We start from the raw sequence: 17,111 nt of genomic DNA, 5'->3' as shown, positions 1-17,111 counted from the left end.
ACAAACCGCATTTTTCGAGCACGTCAGCAGTCCTGCGGACAAGCTCCTCAGAAACAACACCCCACAGCGCCTGCGCCGCTTCAATAAGGCGACGCTGGCCCCGTCACAGAAAACCAGACTTTAACCGGCCTACCAGCAGTTAGCTGCATCCGAGCCCGTGGCGCCACGCAAGCCAGTCTGATCAAGCGTGAAGCTCGTGCATTTCGCATCATTTGCCTGGACGGTCCCGGCCACCGGCGTGGCGGTAAGAGAATACGTGGTGGGATTGAGAACGCCGGCAATTGTGTACATACCTTCAGGCGAAGTAATTGTACTTCCGCCGGTAATATCGCCGGCAACCGTACAATTGGCGTCATCATAGGCACTGTAGGCGGTATAGCAGCGCTGTAGCCGTTGGGCCACGTCGTTGATCACCGCCTTGGCATCGGCACGATTACTCTTGCGCACAGATTCCATATAAGACGGATATGCGATCGCACCGATGATGCCGATAATCGCCACTACCACCATCAGCTCAATCAGGGTAAATCCCGATTCCGTTTTTTTTACAGTTTTCATAAACACCTCAAGTTAACGCAGCTGGCGCCAGGACATGCGCCCCACCGAGGTCGACGGCAATTCACCGCCATGGGAGCCACCCTCGCCTTTTGTATTGGTATACGGAATATACGCTTTCTCACCGGCGCGAATAAACTCCGAATAACTGATGACGGCATAATCCTCGACCTTGCCCGACTCACCGAAAATGGAATGCCCCTGGAACTTGTCGCCAACGGCCACCGCCTCCATCCGCCAACCACTGGCGCCGTAGGAACAGGGGTCTTCCGACGTAATCAATGTCGGGAATATCAGGCGATCGTAGCGAAGCAGTGGCTTGCTGATCACCCGTTCGCCGGTAATGGTCGTGCCATCGGGAGTAAGGTCCATGTACCAGCCTTTCTTGGTAGCCCACCAATCCGTGTTGGTATCGTTGGTGATTGACCGTGTATCCCCATTTTGAACAATAGTTTTTTGCAGCAGCTCGGACCGGTCGGTACTTGTAATTTCCTCACCCTGGTCCGCGATTGCGTAGAAGCTGTTGATTACTGACCCTGCATCATTGTCGGCGCTGGTGAGATAACTGCCGGTACCGAAATAGACCATGATCGCGTTTTCCATTTTTGCATTGATGCCCAGGGTCGGCGTAGAGGTAATGGGCTGTATTGCACCGGCCGGGTCCCTGGCGATAAACAGCGGGTAACGGCTCTGGCCCTGGGTATAGGCCAGGCCCCAGTTGTTACCCTCCAGGTCAAACTTCCACATATTGCCGTACAGGTCGCCCGCATAGGCCGACGTCACTTCACCGCTGCCATCGGTAAGCAGCGCCGGGCCGGCAAGTCCATTGGCAGTGATGCTTGCGTCGGTTTCAATATCCTCCATCAGTGCGGGGTCGGCCAAATCCACCACCATTAAGCGGGCCTCGCCACTCGTGGAGTTATAGCCATTCCCGAAAATAACTTTCCAGCCGGCACTGGTAGGTGCCACCAGTGGCTGCCCGAGAATATTCCCGACATGGGCACCGGTACCATCCAGCTCGAACAGTACACTCGGGCTGGCCGGGTTTGTAATATCCAGCGCAAACAGTCCTTTGCCGCCGGCACCATAGGTGCCAACCAACACATTCACCCATTCGTCAATCCCGTCACCATTCTTGTCGAAGAAGGCATCGCCCACAAACAGCGGCCCATCGACAGTATACTGGTGGGGGTTTTCCGAGGTGCCGTAATCGAGCTGTGTCAGGTCTTTCAGCTTGGAGTAAGCCCCTGCCGGCACATAGGCGAACAACTCATCGCCAGTATTCGCATCAAAGGCGTGCAGCATGCCATCGTTGGAGCTTACATAAAGCACTTCCGTGCGATTTTCCTTCTCATTCGAATAGTAAGTCCTGTACTCGAGTCCGCCCAGCGCCTCCGACAGCCGGTCGAACCGGTAGTCCTTGCGACCCGCGAAGACCGGACTTGCGTTGACAATATCGCCGAGCAGCACTGAGCGCTGGCGCATGCCGTCAACGGTATTACCTCGCACCCAGTTGAGACGCTGCTCACCAGTGGTGGCGTCATCGTCACCGATAAGGGCAGCCTTCTGGGCCGCGGTCAGGTTGGCCCACTGGAAATCCACCGTCGTTGAGCCGTTATAGGTAATTATCTTGCGGTTCGTCGGTGAGATTTTTCCCGCGTCAGACGTGCTCCACTTTACAGACGGGCTCAGCGTGCCGTCCGGCAGCATGGGGATAGCCTGAACTTCACCGCTCCAGTCCCCGGTTCTGAACAGTGCCTGGTAGATGACTGTATCCGTCCCCAGCCGTGTGGAGTTTGCTGCTACTGATGACGCAGAGCCGGTCTGCCGGTCGGAAATTTCCTCCAGCATGTCGGCGAGTCCGCTGGCAAACGCCTCTGAATCAGCGGCATTGAAGAAGCCTCCGCGTCCGTTGACACTCGCGTGCAAAAGGTCATCCAGCTTGGCGGGGTCCCCGGCAGTCCTGGGGTCAGGCCAGCTCACAGGAGTCTGCGTCTTGATCGCGGCGAAGGCGTTGTCGGCATCGACACTTCCCGTCACGCCAAAGCCGACCCCAAAGGTCACCATATGCTGCCAGTTGGCCTTGTCCATCTCATTGGTCTGGACCTTGTTGTCCAGCGCGGAGTGCAAGTCGTTTTCGTAGTAATACATCGCAATATCGCCAAGCGTATTGCTGTGGGAATCACTGAAAGGGGCACCGTCATCGCTATCGGCGTTGCCGATCGAGTTGCTCGCGTAGTCGTCATAGTCACTGCCGTAACCATCGGTCATGAGGATGGTATAGCTGGCACGGCAGGCCAGCATGTCAGTGGAGTCGCTATTGCCGGGGTCCTTGCCCCAGGGGCCATTGTTGTCCTCGCGGCTGTAATATTGCCCCACATCATCAAGGGCACTCAGCAGCGGGGTTCCTTCAGTGGGAATATCCCGCTCGTAAAGATTTGTAAAAAAATCCGCCCGATCGCTGCCGGAAAAAAGTCTCACACCACTGATAATCGTGCTGGTGCTCACGGAATCAATATTGCTGCTGCCCTTGTTCAGTGCGCCAAAGCCAACACGCATGCCTTCACCCTGGACTGCGAAGGCGCGGCCGGCGCCAGCACGAGAGAGCAGGATTCGCGACCGGTAGTAGCTGTACCAGTTGGCAAAATTCTGCAATTCCTCGGCGTAGGTACAGGCTGAGGGATTGGCGCAGTCGGTGCGACCGCCTCCCCCGGTAAAAGGCGCATTGCCCGAGCGGATTTCTACCCGGGTGTAGCTGGATGCCAGTCTGACATCACCTGCGCCGTTGTACTGAAAGTATGTTGCCGGCCAGAATGTCAGTGGCTTCGCCCTGTTGCCGTCCTCACAGAGACCTACACTGAAACTGTCACCGCTAGTACTTGCATCTGCAGAATCAGCCAGCCAGCAAGCACTCTGGGTATTGTCAGTGGTCAGGTTCCTGTAGCCCTTAGAGGTATCGGCCGGATTATGGTAGGCCTGCGCCGGGCTGGCATCCGGCCAGGGATTGCCGTCTTTATCCACCCAGGGACGGTAACGCACCGCCGGGTTGTAATAGGCCAGGTTATTGTGGGCCGAGCGGAAATATGCCGCCCAGCGATTGCCCTGCGCGAAACCGGGCGTCAGGTTACCGTAATTGGGGTCAAGATTCGGATCTGTGTCATTAAGCCACTGATCCCAGTAATCACAATTCGCCGTGCGGTCACTGTCGTACGGGCAGTTGGTCCAGCTACCTCCCAGCGTAATATCGCTGTTGGGGTACATATAGAAAACCCGGCGGTATTCGGCGTCGTCTGTATAACTACCAACGAAAGTATCCACTACTGTCGAAGGCGTCACCTCGAATTGCATGGAGCCGGAGTCATCGAGAATAAACATGACATTGGGGTCCGCCCCGGTGCGCAGGAACAGCGGTGTCTGGGACAGGCTCAGGGACATGGCGCTGTGCGCCGTGCAGAGGCTTATCAGTGCTGCCGTCAGCGCGAGGCCGAATTTACTCTTTTTGATTTTGGCAAACATCGTTGCTCTCCCTATCCGACTCAGCGCTTGAATGTAGACTGGACAATTACCACGGCGTTCTGTGTACCACCCACCCCGCGACTGGTAACCCGGTAGTAGATGACGTCCTCGGATTTGAGGCTACTGGCAAAATCAATACCGCTGCCATCGGCACCCGCGTTGACGACCGTACTGGAAACCTCCTCGATGACAAAGCGGGGCTGGGCCGCCACACGATCCAGCCCCATGTTTGTGAGGACCGAACCGGCCTGCCAGTTGTAGCTATTCCAGAAACCCGTCCTCTTGGAACCATCAATGTCCTGAACGTATCCCACCTGGGTGCCATCAAAAGCCGGCAGGGTAGCACCATTAAGCACACCCTCGGCCGCCCGCAGGCCGGCCTCGGCCGACTGGAATGCCAGGTTGCGATCGCGCATGTTGCCGGCCATCAGTTCCTGCATGCCGCTGCCCCGCATGGCCGCCAGCCCGATAACGGTCATCAGAAGCAACATGACCAGGCCGACCAGCAGGGTAGCCCCGCGCTCTCTGGATAAGCCCGAAGTTTTCAGTGAACGATGTTTCATGGAGAACTCCTATTGGCTCACGGCAACCGGCTGCGGATGCCAACGGTGCTGGTGAAAACCTGGCGCAGCCGGCGGTCGCCCGGATTATTCACTGCAGCGCCATTGAAGGTGTAGGGCTGCGCTTCCTGCAACACATTATCGTCCGTACTGGACACCAGCAGCTGTACACGCACGCTCAGCACGGAATCCCAAGCGTTTGCGGCGTTGACTGTGGCAGCCGTAACGTAGGCATCCGGGATGCTGTCAGCATCGGTATCCCGGCCGTAAGTCAGCTGCATGTCCTCGATACCTTCCAACAGCTCAACGGGCGCCTGGCCCGCCACCTGCCGCCACAGGCTGGGGCGGCCTGAAGTGCCGGCAGCCACATAGTAAACCGAGGTCTGGATCTTGATGATCTGGGAATCGGGGCCGAAGTTTTCGCTGGGATCGATGGACGAGCCCCCCCAGGAGGAGATGGCATTGCCGGGTATCCATTTATTGTCCCCGGAATGGGGTACGTTAACTTCCGTAGCGCCACCCGTCGTGGTCAGGTTGGTTGCCTGGAATACCCGGGCCTTCCGGCAATCGGCCACCACGAGGACATCCCCCTCGCACATATCGCTAAAGCTCGCCTCACCCGGCCCACAGGCATCGGGCACCACGCCGGTATTTTCCGCAAAGAGCTGTGCACTGTCGTTGTTCTTGGTCACCCCAACGCCATTGCCGTTGGCACTGCGGACCACCAGGAAATCGGTGCCCGCCATCACCGCCGGATAACCGGCAGGCAGTGCTGTGATTCCGCCGTCATTGGCAAAATCGTAGCCCTCGATCCCCACGTCGAAGCGGTAAAGCGCATTCGCGTTCGGGCCGCTCATGTCCAGCGTATTGGTGAAATTCAGGTTGCGGCTCATGCAGCCCATATATCCGGCCATACGGATATCCTGGGACATGAATTCCATTGCCAGGCGCCCGGTTTCCTGCACCCGGGAGATCGCCTGCTGGGTGGTAAATGTTGCCCGGCTGGACAGGAACAGCTGCACCACCCCGGTCATCAGGATAAGGCCAACAGTAATGGAGACCATCAATTCGACGAGTGATATACCCCGCTGGTTACGCATAGCTGAAATCTCCCTAAATTCGCGTGGTATATTGGAAGCTTGTCGCTTCCGCATCGCCATCAACGCCAATGCCGTCCCGCTCCGCCCACTGGATGGTCACGGTACAGAGCCGGTTCGCGGCACTGCAGGTAATCCCGCCCCTGCCGTTCGGCAGTGCGCCGGCAAGGCTTTCCCGCCACTCTCGCAGGTCTGTCGGAGCCAGCAGGGTACCCGTCGGCGCGCCAGCAGTTATCGCGAGACTGTAACTGCCAATATTTCCACGGTTGATACGGACCCTGTCGAGAATGTCATAGGCGAGGATATTGGCTTGCGAGCGCAGGTAGGCGCTGTGGTTATACTGCAGCGAGCGATTCTGGAGGGCCGCCAGTCCCAGCAGGGAGGTCGACAGAATCAGCACCGTCACCATCACCTCGATCAGTCCAGCCCCACGCTGAAAGGATATTGCTTTCATGCTCCCCCCTAGCAAGCGCTGCGCGCCACGTTAATCAGTCCGGCAGGGCCGATCGTCATTGTGCGTGCGGCATTGCCTTTGCAGCCGCTCACACTGGAAGTCACAGTCACCTGGCTTGAACGACCCAGCGTGCCCAGTTGGGTATAACGAACAAAGTTGGTGGCGGCGGCCTGGGTGACCGCAATCGCCGCGTCGCCTTGCGGCGCTTCCCAGCGTCGCAGCACCGCGCTCACAACCGGAGCGGCCGCGCTGTCCGTGGTGGCAGAATCGCTAAAGACAATCCAGCCCTGGTCCCAGGTGCCGGCCGCCGAACAGGTAGCGCCATCGTTGCTCGCGCAGATCGACACCCGGTCGCCGCGCTTTACCGCCTCACTGCGGGCGAAATTGAAGGCGCCGGCCAGTTCCTCGCCGAGCGCGGCTGATCGATTATTGTTGATCATCGTGGCAAAATTCGGCGCCGCGATACTGACCACGATCGCCAGTACCGCGATGGTCACCATCAGTTCGATCAGGGTAAAGCCCCGCTGATTCAGTCTCATAAGCTGAGTGTTCCCCACCTGAATACACCGCATTATTTTTGCCCCCCTGCAACCAACACGCGTCGACCTGCTTCACGTTTTGTTGGCCGCCAACCCACTGGATACGTACCCAGCGCAGGGTTATAGTCGGCCGAAGCTTATATAAGTCGCCCCCGGCCGGCCAGAGCCTTCCGACGGACGGGGGAAAAGCAGGAGTGAGCGGTAAATCCACTGAGACTTTTCATCGGAACCCAGGGAGGGGACCATGTTTCAGCGTGGGGTTACGTTACTGGAGTTGCTGGTCACGCTGGCAATCCTTTCGATCGTGCTGGTGATGGCCGTGCCAGGCCTGTCCCGGCAGGTACAACAAGGCCGTGTCCACGGTGCAGCCGAAGAACTGCACAGCGCCATTCTTTTGGCTCGCACGACAGCCGTATCCCGCAATCAGCGGGTCACGCTGCTCAGCGCTGGCAGCTGGGAGTCGGGATGGGTGGCGTTTGCCGATGCCAATGGTAACGGGTTGCGCGATAACGGCGAATCACTGATTTTCAGTGGTCCCGCGCTCGAGTCGGTCAATATCGACTGGAATGATCCGGCCGGGAATTATGTCTCATTTATTGGCACCGGCGTGAGCCGCCGCGCAAACGGGGCATTGCAAATGGGTACCTTCAGCATCTGCCCGGCCGACGGCGAGGGCGGCCTTGCCCTCACGCTGGCACCGAGCGGGCGCCTGCGTACCAGCAGGCTGGATGACTGCTAGGAACTTTACCCCGCGCCCGCAAGCACGCCCTACGGCACCCCCAAGCCTGCGCCGTAAGGGGCACCTTTACACCCTTTAAACTAGCGCAGCTCTCTAGGCAGCGAGAAGCTGATGTTTTCCTCGCGTCCGCTCATCTCCTGCGGCAGCTCGGCACCAAGCTCCTGCAGCCGGCTCACCACGCCCTGTACCAGTACCTCCGGCGCAGATGCACCGGCGGTCAGGCCGATACGCTTCTTACCCTCGAGCCACGCGGGGTCGATATCGCCAGCACCGTCAATCAGCTGGGCCGCTGCACCGCAGCGCTCGGCCAGCTCGCGCAGTCGGTTCGAGTTGGAACTGTTGGGGCTGCCCACCACCAGCACCAGGTCACTCTCCAGCGCCAGCTGCTTGACCGCGTCCTGGCGATTCTGGGTTGCGTAACAGATGTCGTCCTTGCGCGGGCCGCGGATATTGGGGAAACGCGCCCGCAGGGCATCGATCACCCGCGCGGTGTCATCCATGGACAGAGTTGTCTGGGTGACGAAACTCAGGTTGTCCTCGTTTTGCACCTGCAGCCGGGCCACATCCTGCTCGTCCTCTACAAGGTAAATGGCACCACCGGCACTGGTATCGTACTGCCCCATGGTGCCCTCCACTTCCGGGTGCCCGGCATGGCCGATCAGGATGCACTCACCCCCATCATTGCTGAACTTGCTCACCTCCATATGGACCTTGGTGACCAGCGGGCAAGTGGCATCGAACACGCGTAAGCCACGCTGCTCGGCCTCACGCTGCACAGCCTTGGATACCCCGTGAGCGCTGAAAATCACAATCACATCATCCGGCACTTCGGATAGCTCGTCGACAAATACCGCTCCCCGCTCCCGCAGGGTATCCACCACAAACTTGTTGTGCACCACTTCATGACGTACATAGATGGGAGCCCCGAACACGTCCAGGGCACGGTTGACGATATCAATTGCCCGGTCCACGCCGGCACAGAAACCGCGCGGGTTGGCAAGGCGTATTTCAGTCATCAGTTCACCGATGCCACTTCTAGAATTTTCACATGGAATGTCAGGGTCTGGCCCGCCAGGGGGTGGTTGAAGTCCACTTCCACTTCCTCGTCACCCACCTCGCGGATCACGCCCGGCAGCTCGCCACTGCCATTGTCGAATGACACCACCAGCCCCGGCTCCAGCTCCATATCCGGCGCAAAGTGATCACGCCGCACTTTCTGGATATTGGCCGGGTTGCGCTGGCCAAACCCGGCCTCCGGCGCAATCTCGATCTCGGCCTCGTCACCAGCCTTGAGGCCGAACAGCGCCTGCTCAAAGCCGGGCAGCAGGCTGCCGTCACCAACGGAAAACGAGGCCGGATCGCCCTTGAAGGTGGAGTCCACTTCCGTTCCGTCATCCAGCTTGAGGCTGAAATGCAGCGTTACCCGACTGTGCTCGCCGATCACGTTGTTAGTCATACTTTCTCTGCTTCTGAATCTTTTTTACCCGGGGCACCGTCGCGCTCGGAGAAAAACAGCAGCTCGATCACCAGCATTGTGGCACCGACACTGATGGCCATGTCGGCTACATTGAATACCGGGAAGCTCCAGGTGTTGTAGTAAACGGAAATGAAGTCACGCACATAGCCCAGCACCATGCGATCCCAGAGGTTGCCCAGTGCACCGCCCAGGATCAGCCCCAGGGCGAACGGCTCCCAGCGCTTCACCGCCGGCAGGCGCCATAGCCAGACCGTTACCATAATGCTGAAAGCGACCGCCACGATGCCAAAAAGCCAGCGCTGCCAGCCACCGGCATCGGCGAGGAAGCTAAAGGCGGCACCGTAGTTTTCCGCATAGGTAAACTGCAGCAGGCCCGGGATGATCTGCAACGGGGGGCCCTGGCGGAATTCGCCTACAGCCCAGACCTTGGTCGCAATATCGACCAGGATCACGACCAGCGCCAGCCAGTACCAGCGCCAGGGATGCCCCAGGAGCTTAGGCATAGTGGCGCACCTCGCCCGAGCCTTCCACGTTCTCCACGCAGCGGCCACAGATTTCCGGATGCTTCGGATTTTGCCCCACGTCTTCCCGGTAGTGCCAACAGCGGGCGCACTTGGGATGATCCACCTTGCGCACGTCCACTTTCAGACCCGGCAGTTCAGTTTCGTGCGCGCCGGCGGCGTCACTGAGTCGCTGTACCGAGGTAGAGGAACAGATCAGGACAAAACGCAGCTCGTCCTGTAACTCCAGAAGCTTCTCCCGCAGCTCGTCGTCGGCATAGAGGGTCACGGCAGCCTGTAGTGACCCGCCGATATTTCCGGCCGCGCGCTGCTCCTCGAGCACCTTGTTTACAGCGGTTTTCACCGCGGCAATCGCCGCCCAGTAATCAGCGCCCTTGTCCGCGTCGGCGGGCAGTCTCGGCAGCGGGTACCACTCTTCGACAAATACATTGTCGCCCTTGTCACCGGGAATGGACTGCCACAGCTCATCGGCGGTAAAACTGAGGATCGGTGCAACCCAGCGGGTGAAGGCCTGCACGATGTGGTAGAGCGCAGTCTGGGCGGAACGGCGCGGGACACTGTCGGCCCGGGTCGTGTACTGGCGGTCCTTGATGATATCCAGGTAGAAACCACCCATCTCCACCACGCAGAAATTGTGTAGCTTCTGGTAAATCTGGTGGAACTGGTAATTGTCGTAGGCCGCGATAATTTCATCCTGCAGGCGCGCGGCCTTATCCAGCGCCCAGCGATCCAGTGCCAGCAGCTGGTCCTCGGGCAAAAGATCGCGGGCCGGCTCGAATCCCGCCAGGTTGGACAGGAAGAAGCGGGCCGTATTGCGCAGCCGGCGATAAGAGTCGGCGGTGCGTTTGAGGATCTCGTCGGAAACCGCCATCTCACCACTGAAGTCTGTGGCGGCAACCCACAGGCGCAGCACATCCGCACCCAGCTTGTTGATCACATCCTGCGGCGCAACGGTGTTGCCGATGGACTTGGACATCTTGCGGCCCTGGGCATCCACGGTAAACCCGTGGGTAAGCACCTGCCGGTAGGGAGCGCAGTCGTTGATGGCGATGGAGGTCTTCAGCGACGACTGGAACCAGCCGCGATGCTGGTCAGAGCCCTCCAGGTACAGGTCCGCCGGGAAGCGCAGGTCGTCGCGGCGCTCCAGTACGGCAAAATGGGTGACCCCGGAATCGAACCAGACATCCAGGGTATCGGTCACCTTCTGATAGTGCTCGGCGTCACTGCCAAGCAGCTCCGCCGGGTCCAGGTCGAACCAGACATCCATGCCTTCCGCGTCCACGCGCTCTGCCACCTTCTCCATTAACGCCGGTGTATCCGGATGGATTTCGTGGGTCTCCTTATGCACGAACAGCGCGATAGGCACGCCCCAGGTACGCTGGCGGGAGATACACCAGTCGGGGCTGGCATCCAGCATGGCGTCGATACGCGCCTTGCCCCAACCGGGGATCCACTGCACCTCATCTGCCGCTTTCTGCGCGTGGTCCAGCAGGTCGTTTTGCTGCATGCTGACAAACCACTGCGGCGTGGCGCGGTAAATCAGCGGCGTCTTGGTGCGCCAGCAGTGCGGATAGCTGTGCACAAGCTTCTCCTGGTGCAGGAGAACACCCCTTTCCTGCAGCAGGTCGACGATCTTCTCGTCCACTTTGTAGACATGCTCGCCGGCAAACAGCGGCACACTGTCGCGATAGACACCGTTGTCGTCCACGTAATTCAGGGTTTCGATACCGTAATGCTTGCCCACCAGGAAGTCGTCCGGGCCATGGTCCGGGGCGGTGTGCACACAGCCGGTACCGGCATCGGTGGTGACGTGGTCACCCAGCACGATGGGCAGTAACTTGTCGTAGAAGGGATGGTGAACCTTCAGGTGCTCCAGTGCGGCGCCGCGGATATGGCCCACGACCTCGCCCTCGAGCCCGGCGCGGCCCAGCACGGCCTCCTTCAGGTCTTCGGCCACCAGCAGGCGGCGATCACCGACCTGTACCACCACGTACTCCAGCTCGCCATTGACAGAAACCGCCTGGGACGACGGCAGCGTCCAGGGGGTGGTGGTCCAGATCACCACCGACAGCTGGCCGTCACCGGCATGGCCGCCAGCGGCATCGGCAATCGCCAGGGCAGTCTCTTCGGTGACCGGGTAGCAGACATCGATGGAGAAGGAGGTCTTGTCCTGGTACTCCACTTCCGCCTCGGCCAGGGCCGAACCGCCCACCACGCTCCAGTAAACCGGCTTGAACCCCCGCGCCAGGTGGCCGTTCTTCACGATGCGGCCCAGCGCGCGGATGATGTCACCCTCGAACTCGTAGTCCATGGTGCGGTAGGGATTGTCCCACTCACCCAGCACTCCCAGGCGGATGAAATCCTTCTTCTGTCCCTCCACCTGCTTTGCCGCATAATCGCGACACTTCTGGCGGAATGTGCGGTGATCCACCTTGGCGCCGGCCTTGCCGACCTTCTTCTCCACCCGATGCTCGATGGGCAGGCCATGGCAGTCCCAGCCGGGCACATAGGGGGCATCAAAACCGCTCAGGGTCTTCGACTTGACGATGATGTCCTTGAGGATCTTGTTGACCGCGTGACCGATATGGATATCGCCATTGGCGTAGGGGGGACCGTCGTGCAGGATAAACTGCTCGCGCCCGGCGCGCGCCGCGCGGATCTTCTCGTACAACTTGCCTTCCTGCCACTTGTTCAGGGTCTTGGGCTCCCGCTGCGGCAGGTTTCCGCGCATGGGGAAGTCCGTGTCGGGCAGGTTGAGTGTCGCTTTGTAATCGGTCATCGGGTGTCTACTTCAGCTCGAGACTAGAAAATTAATCGTTTGTCCGCGGGACACGGCTCGCCTCCCGCAGGTTCCTGGATTCGTTGCTAATGGTGCTCCGCGAACCACCGCCTGGCGTTGCGGATATCCTCGGCGATCCGCTCCCGGAGGATTTCCAGCGAGTCGAATTTTTCCTCGTCCCGCAGTTTATGGCAGAACTCCACCGCCAGTTCGCGCCCGTAGAGGTTGCCGTCGAAATCAAACAGGTTCACCTCCAGTAGCGCCTGGGCGCCCTCCCCCTCCACCGTGGGGCGAAACCCCACATTGGCCACGCCGTTCAGCCTCCGGTCCCCGGGAGCCAGCTCGCTGCCATCGGTGGCTTTGACCCGCACGGTGTAAACCCCCACCAGGGGAGAGCGATAGCGGTGCAGGCGCACATTCGCAGTCGGCGCCCCCAGCTGGCGCCCCAGGGCGCGCCCCGGGGCCACCCGGCCGGTGATGCGGTACGGCTTGCCTAGCAGGGTCTCCGCCAGGGCAAAGTCACCATCCTGCAGGGCCGCTCGGATCCGGGTGCTGCTGACCCGCTCCCTGCCAATTTCCAGGGTCGCGGTGTCCTCTACGGTAAACCCGTGGGCCGCGCCAGCCTGTTGCAGGAAACGGTAGTCACCACTGCGATCGCAACCGAAGCGGAAATCGTCTCCCACCACCAGGTGGTCGATAGCCAGTCCGTCCAGCAGCACCCGCTGGACAAACGCGTCCGCACTCAGGCTGCGCAGCCGTTCGTTGAACTGCAGGCACAGGACCCGGTCCACTCCGGCATCGAACAGGGCCAGCACCTTTTCCTTGAAGCGCATCAGTCGCGCCGGGGCCTTCTCGCCAGAGAAAAACTCGTGCGGCTGCGGCTCGAAGATGATCGCCACCGAGGGCAGGCTGCGCTCGCGCGCGCGCTGGCGCAGCTGCGCGATGATCGCCTGGTGCCCCCGGTGTACCCCGTCGAATGAACCGATGGTGGCCACACAGCCCCGGTGGCGGGGTCGCAGGTTGTGCAACCCGCGGATCAGTTCGCGCTCGGCGGCCAATGCTGCTCTCTCCATGGTCACAAAATCGAACGCCGCAGTATACCGGATTCCCGTGACCCGGTCAGTGGGTCCGCCCCCGCCGGACGCGGGCCATATCAGTCACTGACGGCACGGAAATGCCGCGGTCGCAGGCCGGAAAGCAGCAATACCAGACCGTAGGTCCCGGCACCGGCAGCCACCAGCACCCCCATCCGCCAGCCCCGCTGCCACCAGCTCCAGTCACCCCAGTGGGGCCAGAAAAACAGCGCCGCCGCCAGCAGTCCAGCCATGGCCAGGTTTGCCAGTAACACGCGTGTCAGGTAGCCGCGCCAGCCGGGCTCGGGACGGTATATGTCATCGCGGCGGAGGCCGCGGTAGAGCAGCCACGCATTAATCCCCGCCTGCGCGGCAGTGGCCAGCGCCAGGCCCATATGACCGAGCCGGAAGTAGTGGTGCAGCGGGATCACAAAGGCCAGGCTGAGCAGCATCTTGGCGGAGATCGCGATCAGCCCGAAACGCACCGGGGTGTAGGTATCCTGGCGGGCGAAGTAGCCCGGCGCCAGCACCTTGATCAGCATGAATGACAGCAGCCCCAGGGCATAGGCGCGCAGTGACCAGGCCGCCATTTCCATATCGCGGGGCTCCATCCGCCCGTACTGGAACAGCGTGGTCAGCAATGGTTCCGCCAGGATCACCAGCGCCACCGCGGCTGGCAGTGAAATCAGGGTAACGCTGCGCAGCGCCCAGTCGAGGGTGTGACGGAAGAGACGCGGGTCACCGCCGGCATGGTGCCGGGACAGACTGGGCAGGATGACTGTGCCCACTGCGACGCCGAACACCCCCAGCGGCAGCTCGGTCAGGCGGTCAGAGAAATACAGCCAGGATACGCTTCCCGAAGGCAGGAAGGAGGCCAGCACCGTATCCAGCACCAGGCTGATCTGGGTGACGGACACACCGAAGATGGCCGGCGCCATCAACCGCAGTATCTTGCGCACCCCGGGGTAATCCCAGTCCCAGCGGGGCCGTGGCAACAGGCCGCGGTACATCAGGAAGGGCAGCTGGAACAGCAGCTGCACTACCCCGGCAGCCAGCACGCCCCAGGCCAGCGCCATGATCGGCGGGTCGAACCAGCCGCTGGCCACGGTGGCTGCCGCGATCAGCACCAGGTTGAGCAACACCGGTGTCAGTGCCGGTACCGCAAACCGGTCGAAGCTGTTGAGGATGGAGCCGGCGAAGCCGGTGAGCGAAATCAGCATCAGGTAGGGAAAGGTCACCCGCAGCATATCCGCGGCCAGCGAGAACTTTTCCCGCTCACTGCCATCCCACCACCAACCGAAAGCGAAGATTCCGGTGATCAGCGGCGCACAGAGAACCCCGAACAGGGTAACCAGCAGCAGGGCCCCACCCAGGGCTCCGGCCACCCGGTCATTCAGCTCGCGCGCAGCAGCCATGCCGCCATTCTGGCGGTACTCCGCCAGCACCGGCACAAATGCCTGGGCGAAGGCCCCCTCGGCAAACAGGCGACGAAAGAAGTTGGGAATCTTGAAGGCAACGAAGAAGGCATCTGCGGCATCACCGGCGCCGGCGAAGCGCGCCAGTACCATATCCCGCGCCAGCCCCATGACCCGGGACAGCATGGTCGCGCCACCCACCACACTGCTGCCCCGCAGCAGGCGGGCGGCACCGGATCGGGAGGACTGGCTGTCGGCGGTCGGCTGGGACAAAACTCGGCTCCTGCTGGGCTTGGCGAATTGGCTGGATATCGTGGCCGGCAAGTCTACCGCAATTCGCCCCGCACAGATGCGTGCCGAATTGCGGATCCGTTCCTACCCGTCCCGTGACGGCAAACTATACTCGAAGTGAGATTGTGGCGCGCTGCCAGGAGTGCCGGCGCAAGGAGATGATGGATGACATTGAATGCCTTGATTATCGCGCTTGCGCTGGCAGTTTTGCTCTATGTCGCAGTAGTAATGGGTCCTCGCCCTCTCCGCGTGCGTGTTCGTATAGACGCCCCGCGGGACCGTCGCTACCGCCGCCGGCACCGCTGAGCCAGCCAGGCAGCCATAATTCGCCACAATTGCGCCGACAATGGCCACTGGAGTGCCATGGCGGTGCCTCCTTGCGGTTGTTCAATAAGTCTCGACCGGGCCGGAAACTCACGGGCCCACCACGAGACAAGACTGCAACCACCGCAAGGAGAAAGGACAATGAAAAAGGCAATCATGGCTGTAACACTGGGCTCACTGATCGCAACCGGCGCCCACGCACAGGGACATCAAACCGAGGGATCGAGGCTGACGCCAGCCAAGCAGGCGACGGCATTTACCGGCGCCGCCGTAGCTGGCGCGGCAGTCGGCGGCCCGGTGGGCTTTATCGCCGGGGCACTGGGTGGCGCCTGGCTGGGCGAGCAGATCAAACAAGCAGAAGAGGCGGATATGCTGGCAACACAATTAAACGCGAGCCGCGCCAAGCTGGGCGACCTGGCACAGGAACTGGATGCGGCGCGATTGTCGGCAAATGACGCCAACAAGCTCGCAGCGGACTCCCTGCAGTTCCAGCTGCTGTTCACCACCGGTGAAGACCGGCTGGAGGATGCCCAGCTGGCCCAGGTGTCCTCCCTCGCTGACTTCCTGCGGCGCCATCCCGAGCTCCACGTTCGCCTTGAGGGGCGAGCAGACCCCCGCGGCACCGACGGCTACAACAATGTGCTGTCGGACCAGCGCGCGCTGAGCGTGCAGCGAGCCCTGGAGGAGGAGGGTATCGATTCGGCCCGCATCAGCCGCCGGGCAATGGGGGCCACCCATTCCCAGGCCCCACGGGGTGATATCGACGCCTACGCCATGGAACGCCGGGTAGACATCTTCTTCGACCTGCCGGACTCCGTAGCCGGCACCTTCTGACCGGCATCGAGGCCTGAGGACCTGGGTAACCCGCTCCTCCCGCCCGGCCCTGGCCACGATCGGCGCCATCCCCGGTTTCGGGGACGGGCACCGCAAATTCAAAACCTCTCCATACCTTGCGGGCCCCCGGCCCGCTTTTTTGGCATGGGCGCCGCTTTGCGGCATGATCAACGCCCACCGAGCGGAAACACAGCAGCTGGAAAGTCCATGACCGCCACCATCGCCATTGTCGAAGACGAGCGCGCAATCGCCGAGAACTATCGCGATGCCCTGCGCCGCAGCGGCTATACCGTCAACCTGTATGAGGCCCGTACCGAGGCGCTGGAAGCATTCCGCCAGCGGCTGCCAGACCTGGCCGTCATCGATGTTGGCCTGGGCGCGGAGGTCGAGGGCGGCTTCGAGCTCTGCCGGGAATTGCGCGCCATGGCGCCGACCCTGCCGATCCTCTTCCTCACCGCGCGGGACTCGGAACTGGATATCATTTCCGGGCTGCGCCTGGGTGCCGATGACTACCTCACCAAGGACATCTCCCTGCCGCACATGCAGGCCCGCATCAACGCCCTGCTGCGCCGGGTCAGCGTGCTGCGCGACCGCACCGACGACGGTGAATGCCTGGAACAGGGCGACCTCGCACTGGATGTCTCGCGCCTGCACTGCCTGTGGAAGGATGAACCGGTAGAACTGACCGTGACCGAGTTCTGGATTGTGCACGCTCTCGCCAAACGCCCCGGCCACGTCAAATCCCGCGGCCAGCTGATGGAGGCAGCGCGGGTGGTACTGGACGACAACACCATTACCTCCCACGTAAAACGCATCCGGCGCAAGTTCCAGCAACTGGATCCGGACTTCGACGCCATCGCCACGGCCTACGGAATGGGCTATCGCTGGCAGGCGTAAACCCGGTATACCAGATGAACAGAGCCACAACGGAGCCGGG

15 protein-coding genes are annotated in these 17,111 nt (G+C 61.1%); 3 read left to right on the top strand and 12 right to left on the bottom strand.

Going from position 1 to position 17,111, the window contains the following annotated elements; all coding sequences use genetic code 11:
* Window positions 1–129 precede the first annotated feature (129 nt).
* The 6 genes from LVD11_RS15625 to LVD11_RS15595 are packed head-to-tail and all read right to left on the bottom strand — an operon-like array spanning window position 130 to window position 6,721.
* Window positions 130–558 carry a type IV pilin protein gene (locus tag LVD11_RS15625; RefSeq protein ID WP_305080708.1) on the bottom strand — a complete coding sequence of 143 codons (429 nt, stop codon included), beginning with the start codon at window positions 556–558 and terminating at the stop codon, window positions 130–132.
* Between the two features lie 12 nt (window positions 559–570).
* Window positions 571–4,071 (bottom strand): pilus assembly protein, encoded by a 3,501-nt coding sequence (locus tag LVD11_RS15615; RefSeq protein ID WP_237060503.1) that lies wholly within the window; start codon window positions 4,069–4,071, stop codon window positions 571–573.
* A 20-nt stretch (window positions 4,072–4,091) separates the two neighbouring features.
* The gene (locus LVD11_RS15610; protein WP_237060501.1) at window positions 4,092–4,634 is read right to left on the bottom strand and encodes a pilus assembly PilX family protein; all 543 of its coding nucleotides are present in this window, start codon (window positions 4,632–4,634) and stop codon (window positions 4,092–4,094) included.
* A gap of 17 nt (window positions 4,635–4,651) precedes the next feature.
* Window positions 4,652–5,731, bottom strand: coding sequence for a PilW family protein (locus tag LVD11_RS15605; protein WP_237060499.1), 1,080 nt, complete (start codon window positions 5,729–5,731; stop codon window positions 4,652–4,654).
* 13 nt (window positions 5,732–5,744) lie between these two features.
* Complete coding sequence (gene pilV / locus LVD11_RS15600; protein ID WP_237060497.1) at window positions 5,745–6,182, bottom strand: type IV pilus modification protein PilV; 438 nt, start codon at window positions 6,180–6,182, stop codon at window positions 5,745–5,747.
* Window positions 6,183–6,190: 8 nt separating this feature from the next.
* Complete coding sequence (locus tag LVD11_RS15595; protein WP_237060495.1) at window positions 6,191–6,721, bottom strand: GspH/FimT family pseudopilin; 531 nt, start codon at window positions 6,719–6,721, stop codon at window positions 6,191–6,193.
* 244 nt (window positions 6,722–6,965) lie between these two features.
* On the opposite strand from LVD11_RS15595, the gene LVD11_RS15590 reads away from it, so the two are divergent.
* Window positions 6,966–7,460: a GspH/FimT family pseudopilin gene (locus tag LVD11_RS15590; RefSeq protein ID WP_237060493.1), complete on the top strand. Its 495-nt coding sequence runs from the start codon at window positions 6,966–6,968 to the stop codon at window positions 7,458–7,460.
* An 80-nt stretch (window positions 7,461–7,540) separates the two neighbouring features.
* Here LVD11_RS15590 and ispH read toward each other — a convergent pair whose 3' ends face one another.
* The 6 genes from ispH to murJ form a co-directional block, all read right to left on the bottom strand.
* Complete coding sequence (gene ispH, locus LVD11_RS15585; RefSeq protein WP_237060492.1) at window positions 7,541–8,476, bottom strand: 4-hydroxy-3-methylbut-2-enyl diphosphate reductase; 936 nt, start codon at window positions 8,474–8,476, stop codon at window positions 7,541–7,543.
* Window positions 8,476–8,916 carry an FKBP-type peptidyl-prolyl cis-trans isomerase gene (gene fkpB, locus LVD11_RS15580; RefSeq protein ID WP_237060491.1) on the bottom strand — a complete coding sequence of 147 codons (441 nt, stop codon included), beginning with the start codon at window positions 8,914–8,916 and terminating at the stop codon, window positions 8,476–8,478. Before fkpB ends, ispH begins: the two co-directional genes overlap by 1 nt.
* The gene (gene lspA / locus LVD11_RS15575; RefSeq protein ID WP_237060490.1) at window positions 8,913–9,440 is read right to left on the bottom strand and encodes a signal peptidase II; all 528 of its coding nucleotides are present in this window, start codon (window positions 9,438–9,440) and stop codon (window positions 8,913–8,915) included. The genes fkpB and lspA overlap by 4 nt, the downstream gene beginning before the upstream one ends.
* Window positions 9,433–12,237, bottom strand: coding sequence for an isoleucine--tRNA ligase (gene ileS, locus LVD11_RS15570; protein ID WP_237060489.1), 2,805 nt, complete (start codon window positions 12,235–12,237; stop codon window positions 9,433–9,435). Before ileS ends, lspA begins: the two co-directional genes overlap by 8 nt.
* 86 nt (window positions 12,238–12,323) lie before the next feature.
* A complete protein-coding gene (gene ribF / locus LVD11_RS15565; protein WP_237060529.1) occupies window positions 12,324–13,310 on the bottom strand; it encodes a bifunctional riboflavin kinase/FAD synthetase in 987 nt (328 codons plus the stop codon).
* A gap of 80 nt (window positions 13,311–13,390) precedes the next feature.
* A complete protein-coding gene (murJ, locus tag LVD11_RS15560) occupies window positions 13,391–14,998 on the bottom strand; it encodes a murein biosynthesis integral membrane protein MurJ (protein WP_255775772.1) in 1,608 nt (535 codons plus the stop codon).
* Between the two features lie 483 nt (window positions 14,999–15,481).
* On the opposite strand from murJ, the gene LVD11_RS15555 reads away from it, so the two are divergent.
* Entirely contained in the window at window positions 15,482–16,174 is a 693-nt protein-coding gene (locus tag LVD11_RS15555) for an OmpA family protein (RefSeq protein WP_237060488.1), read from the top strand.
* A 207-nt stretch (window positions 16,175–16,381) separates the two neighbouring features.
* Entirely contained in the window at window positions 16,382–17,071 is a 690-nt protein-coding gene (gene pdsR, locus LVD11_RS15550) for a proteobacterial dedicated sortase system response regulator (RefSeq protein ID WP_237060487.1), read from the top strand.
* Window positions 17,072–17,111: the final 40 nt, after the last annotated feature.

Source organism: Microbulbifer sediminum (genome assembly GCF_021729035.1).
Lineage (GTDB): Bacteria > Pseudomonadota > Gammaproteobacteria > Pseudomonadales > Cellvibrionaceae > Microbulbifer > Microbulbifer sediminum.
This window is presented reverse-complemented; position numbering and strand designations above follow the sequence as displayed.

Excerpts from the sequence above, each read along its gene's own strand:
- LVD11_RS15625 (WP_305080708.1), bottom strand. The coding sequence starts at position 558 with ATGAAAACTGTAAAAAAAACGGAATCGGGATTTACCCTGATTGAGCTG.
- LVD11_RS15615 (WP_237060503.1), bottom strand. The coding sequence starts at position 4,071 with ATGTTTGCCAAAATCAAAAAGAGTAAATTCGGCCTCGCGCTGACGGCA.
- LVD11_RS15610 (WP_237060501.1), bottom strand. The coding sequence starts at position 4,634 with ATGAAACATCGTTCACTGAAAACTTCGGGCTTATCCAGAGAGCGCGGG.
- LVD11_RS15605 (WP_237060499.1), bottom strand. The coding sequence starts at position 5,731 with ATGCGTAACCAGCGGGGTATATCACTCGTCGAATTGATGGTCTCCATT.
- pilV (WP_237060497.1), bottom strand. The coding sequence starts at position 6,182 with ATGAAAGCAATATCCTTTCAGCGTGGGGCTGGACTGATCGAGGTGATG.
- LVD11_RS15595 (WP_237060495.1), bottom strand. The coding sequence starts at position 6,721 with ATGAGACTGAATCAGCGGGGCTTTACCCTGATCGAACTGATGGTGACC.
- LVD11_RS15590 (WP_237060493.1), top strand. The coding sequence starts at position 6,966 with ATGTTTCAGCGTGGGGTTACGTTACTGGAGTTGCTGGTCACGCTGGCA.
- ispH (WP_237060492.1), bottom strand. The coding sequence starts at position 8,476 with ATGACTGAAATACGCCTTGCCAACCCGCGCGGTTTCTGTGCCGGCGTG.
- fkpB (WP_237060491.1), bottom strand. The coding sequence starts at position 8,916 with ATGACTAACAACGTGATCGGCGAGCACAGTCGGGTAACGCTGCATTTC.
- lspA (WP_237060490.1), bottom strand. The coding sequence starts at position 9,440 with ATGCCTAAGCTCCTGGGGCATCCCTGGCGCTGGTACTGGCTGGCGCTG.
- ileS (WP_237060489.1), bottom strand. The coding sequence starts at position 12,237 with ATGACCGATTACAAAGCGACACTCAACCTGCCCGACACGGACTTCCCC.
- ribF (WP_237060529.1), bottom strand. The coding sequence starts at position 13,310 with ATGGAGAGAGCAGCATTGGCCGCCGAGCGCGAACTGATCCGCGGGTTG.
- LVD11_RS15555 (WP_237060488.1), top strand. The coding sequence starts at position 15,482 with ATGAAAAAGGCAATCATGGCTGTAACACTGGGCTCACTGATCGCAACC.
- pdsR (WP_237060487.1), top strand. The coding sequence starts at position 16,382 with ATGACCGCCACCATCGCCATTGTCGAAGACGAGCGCGCAATCGCCGAG.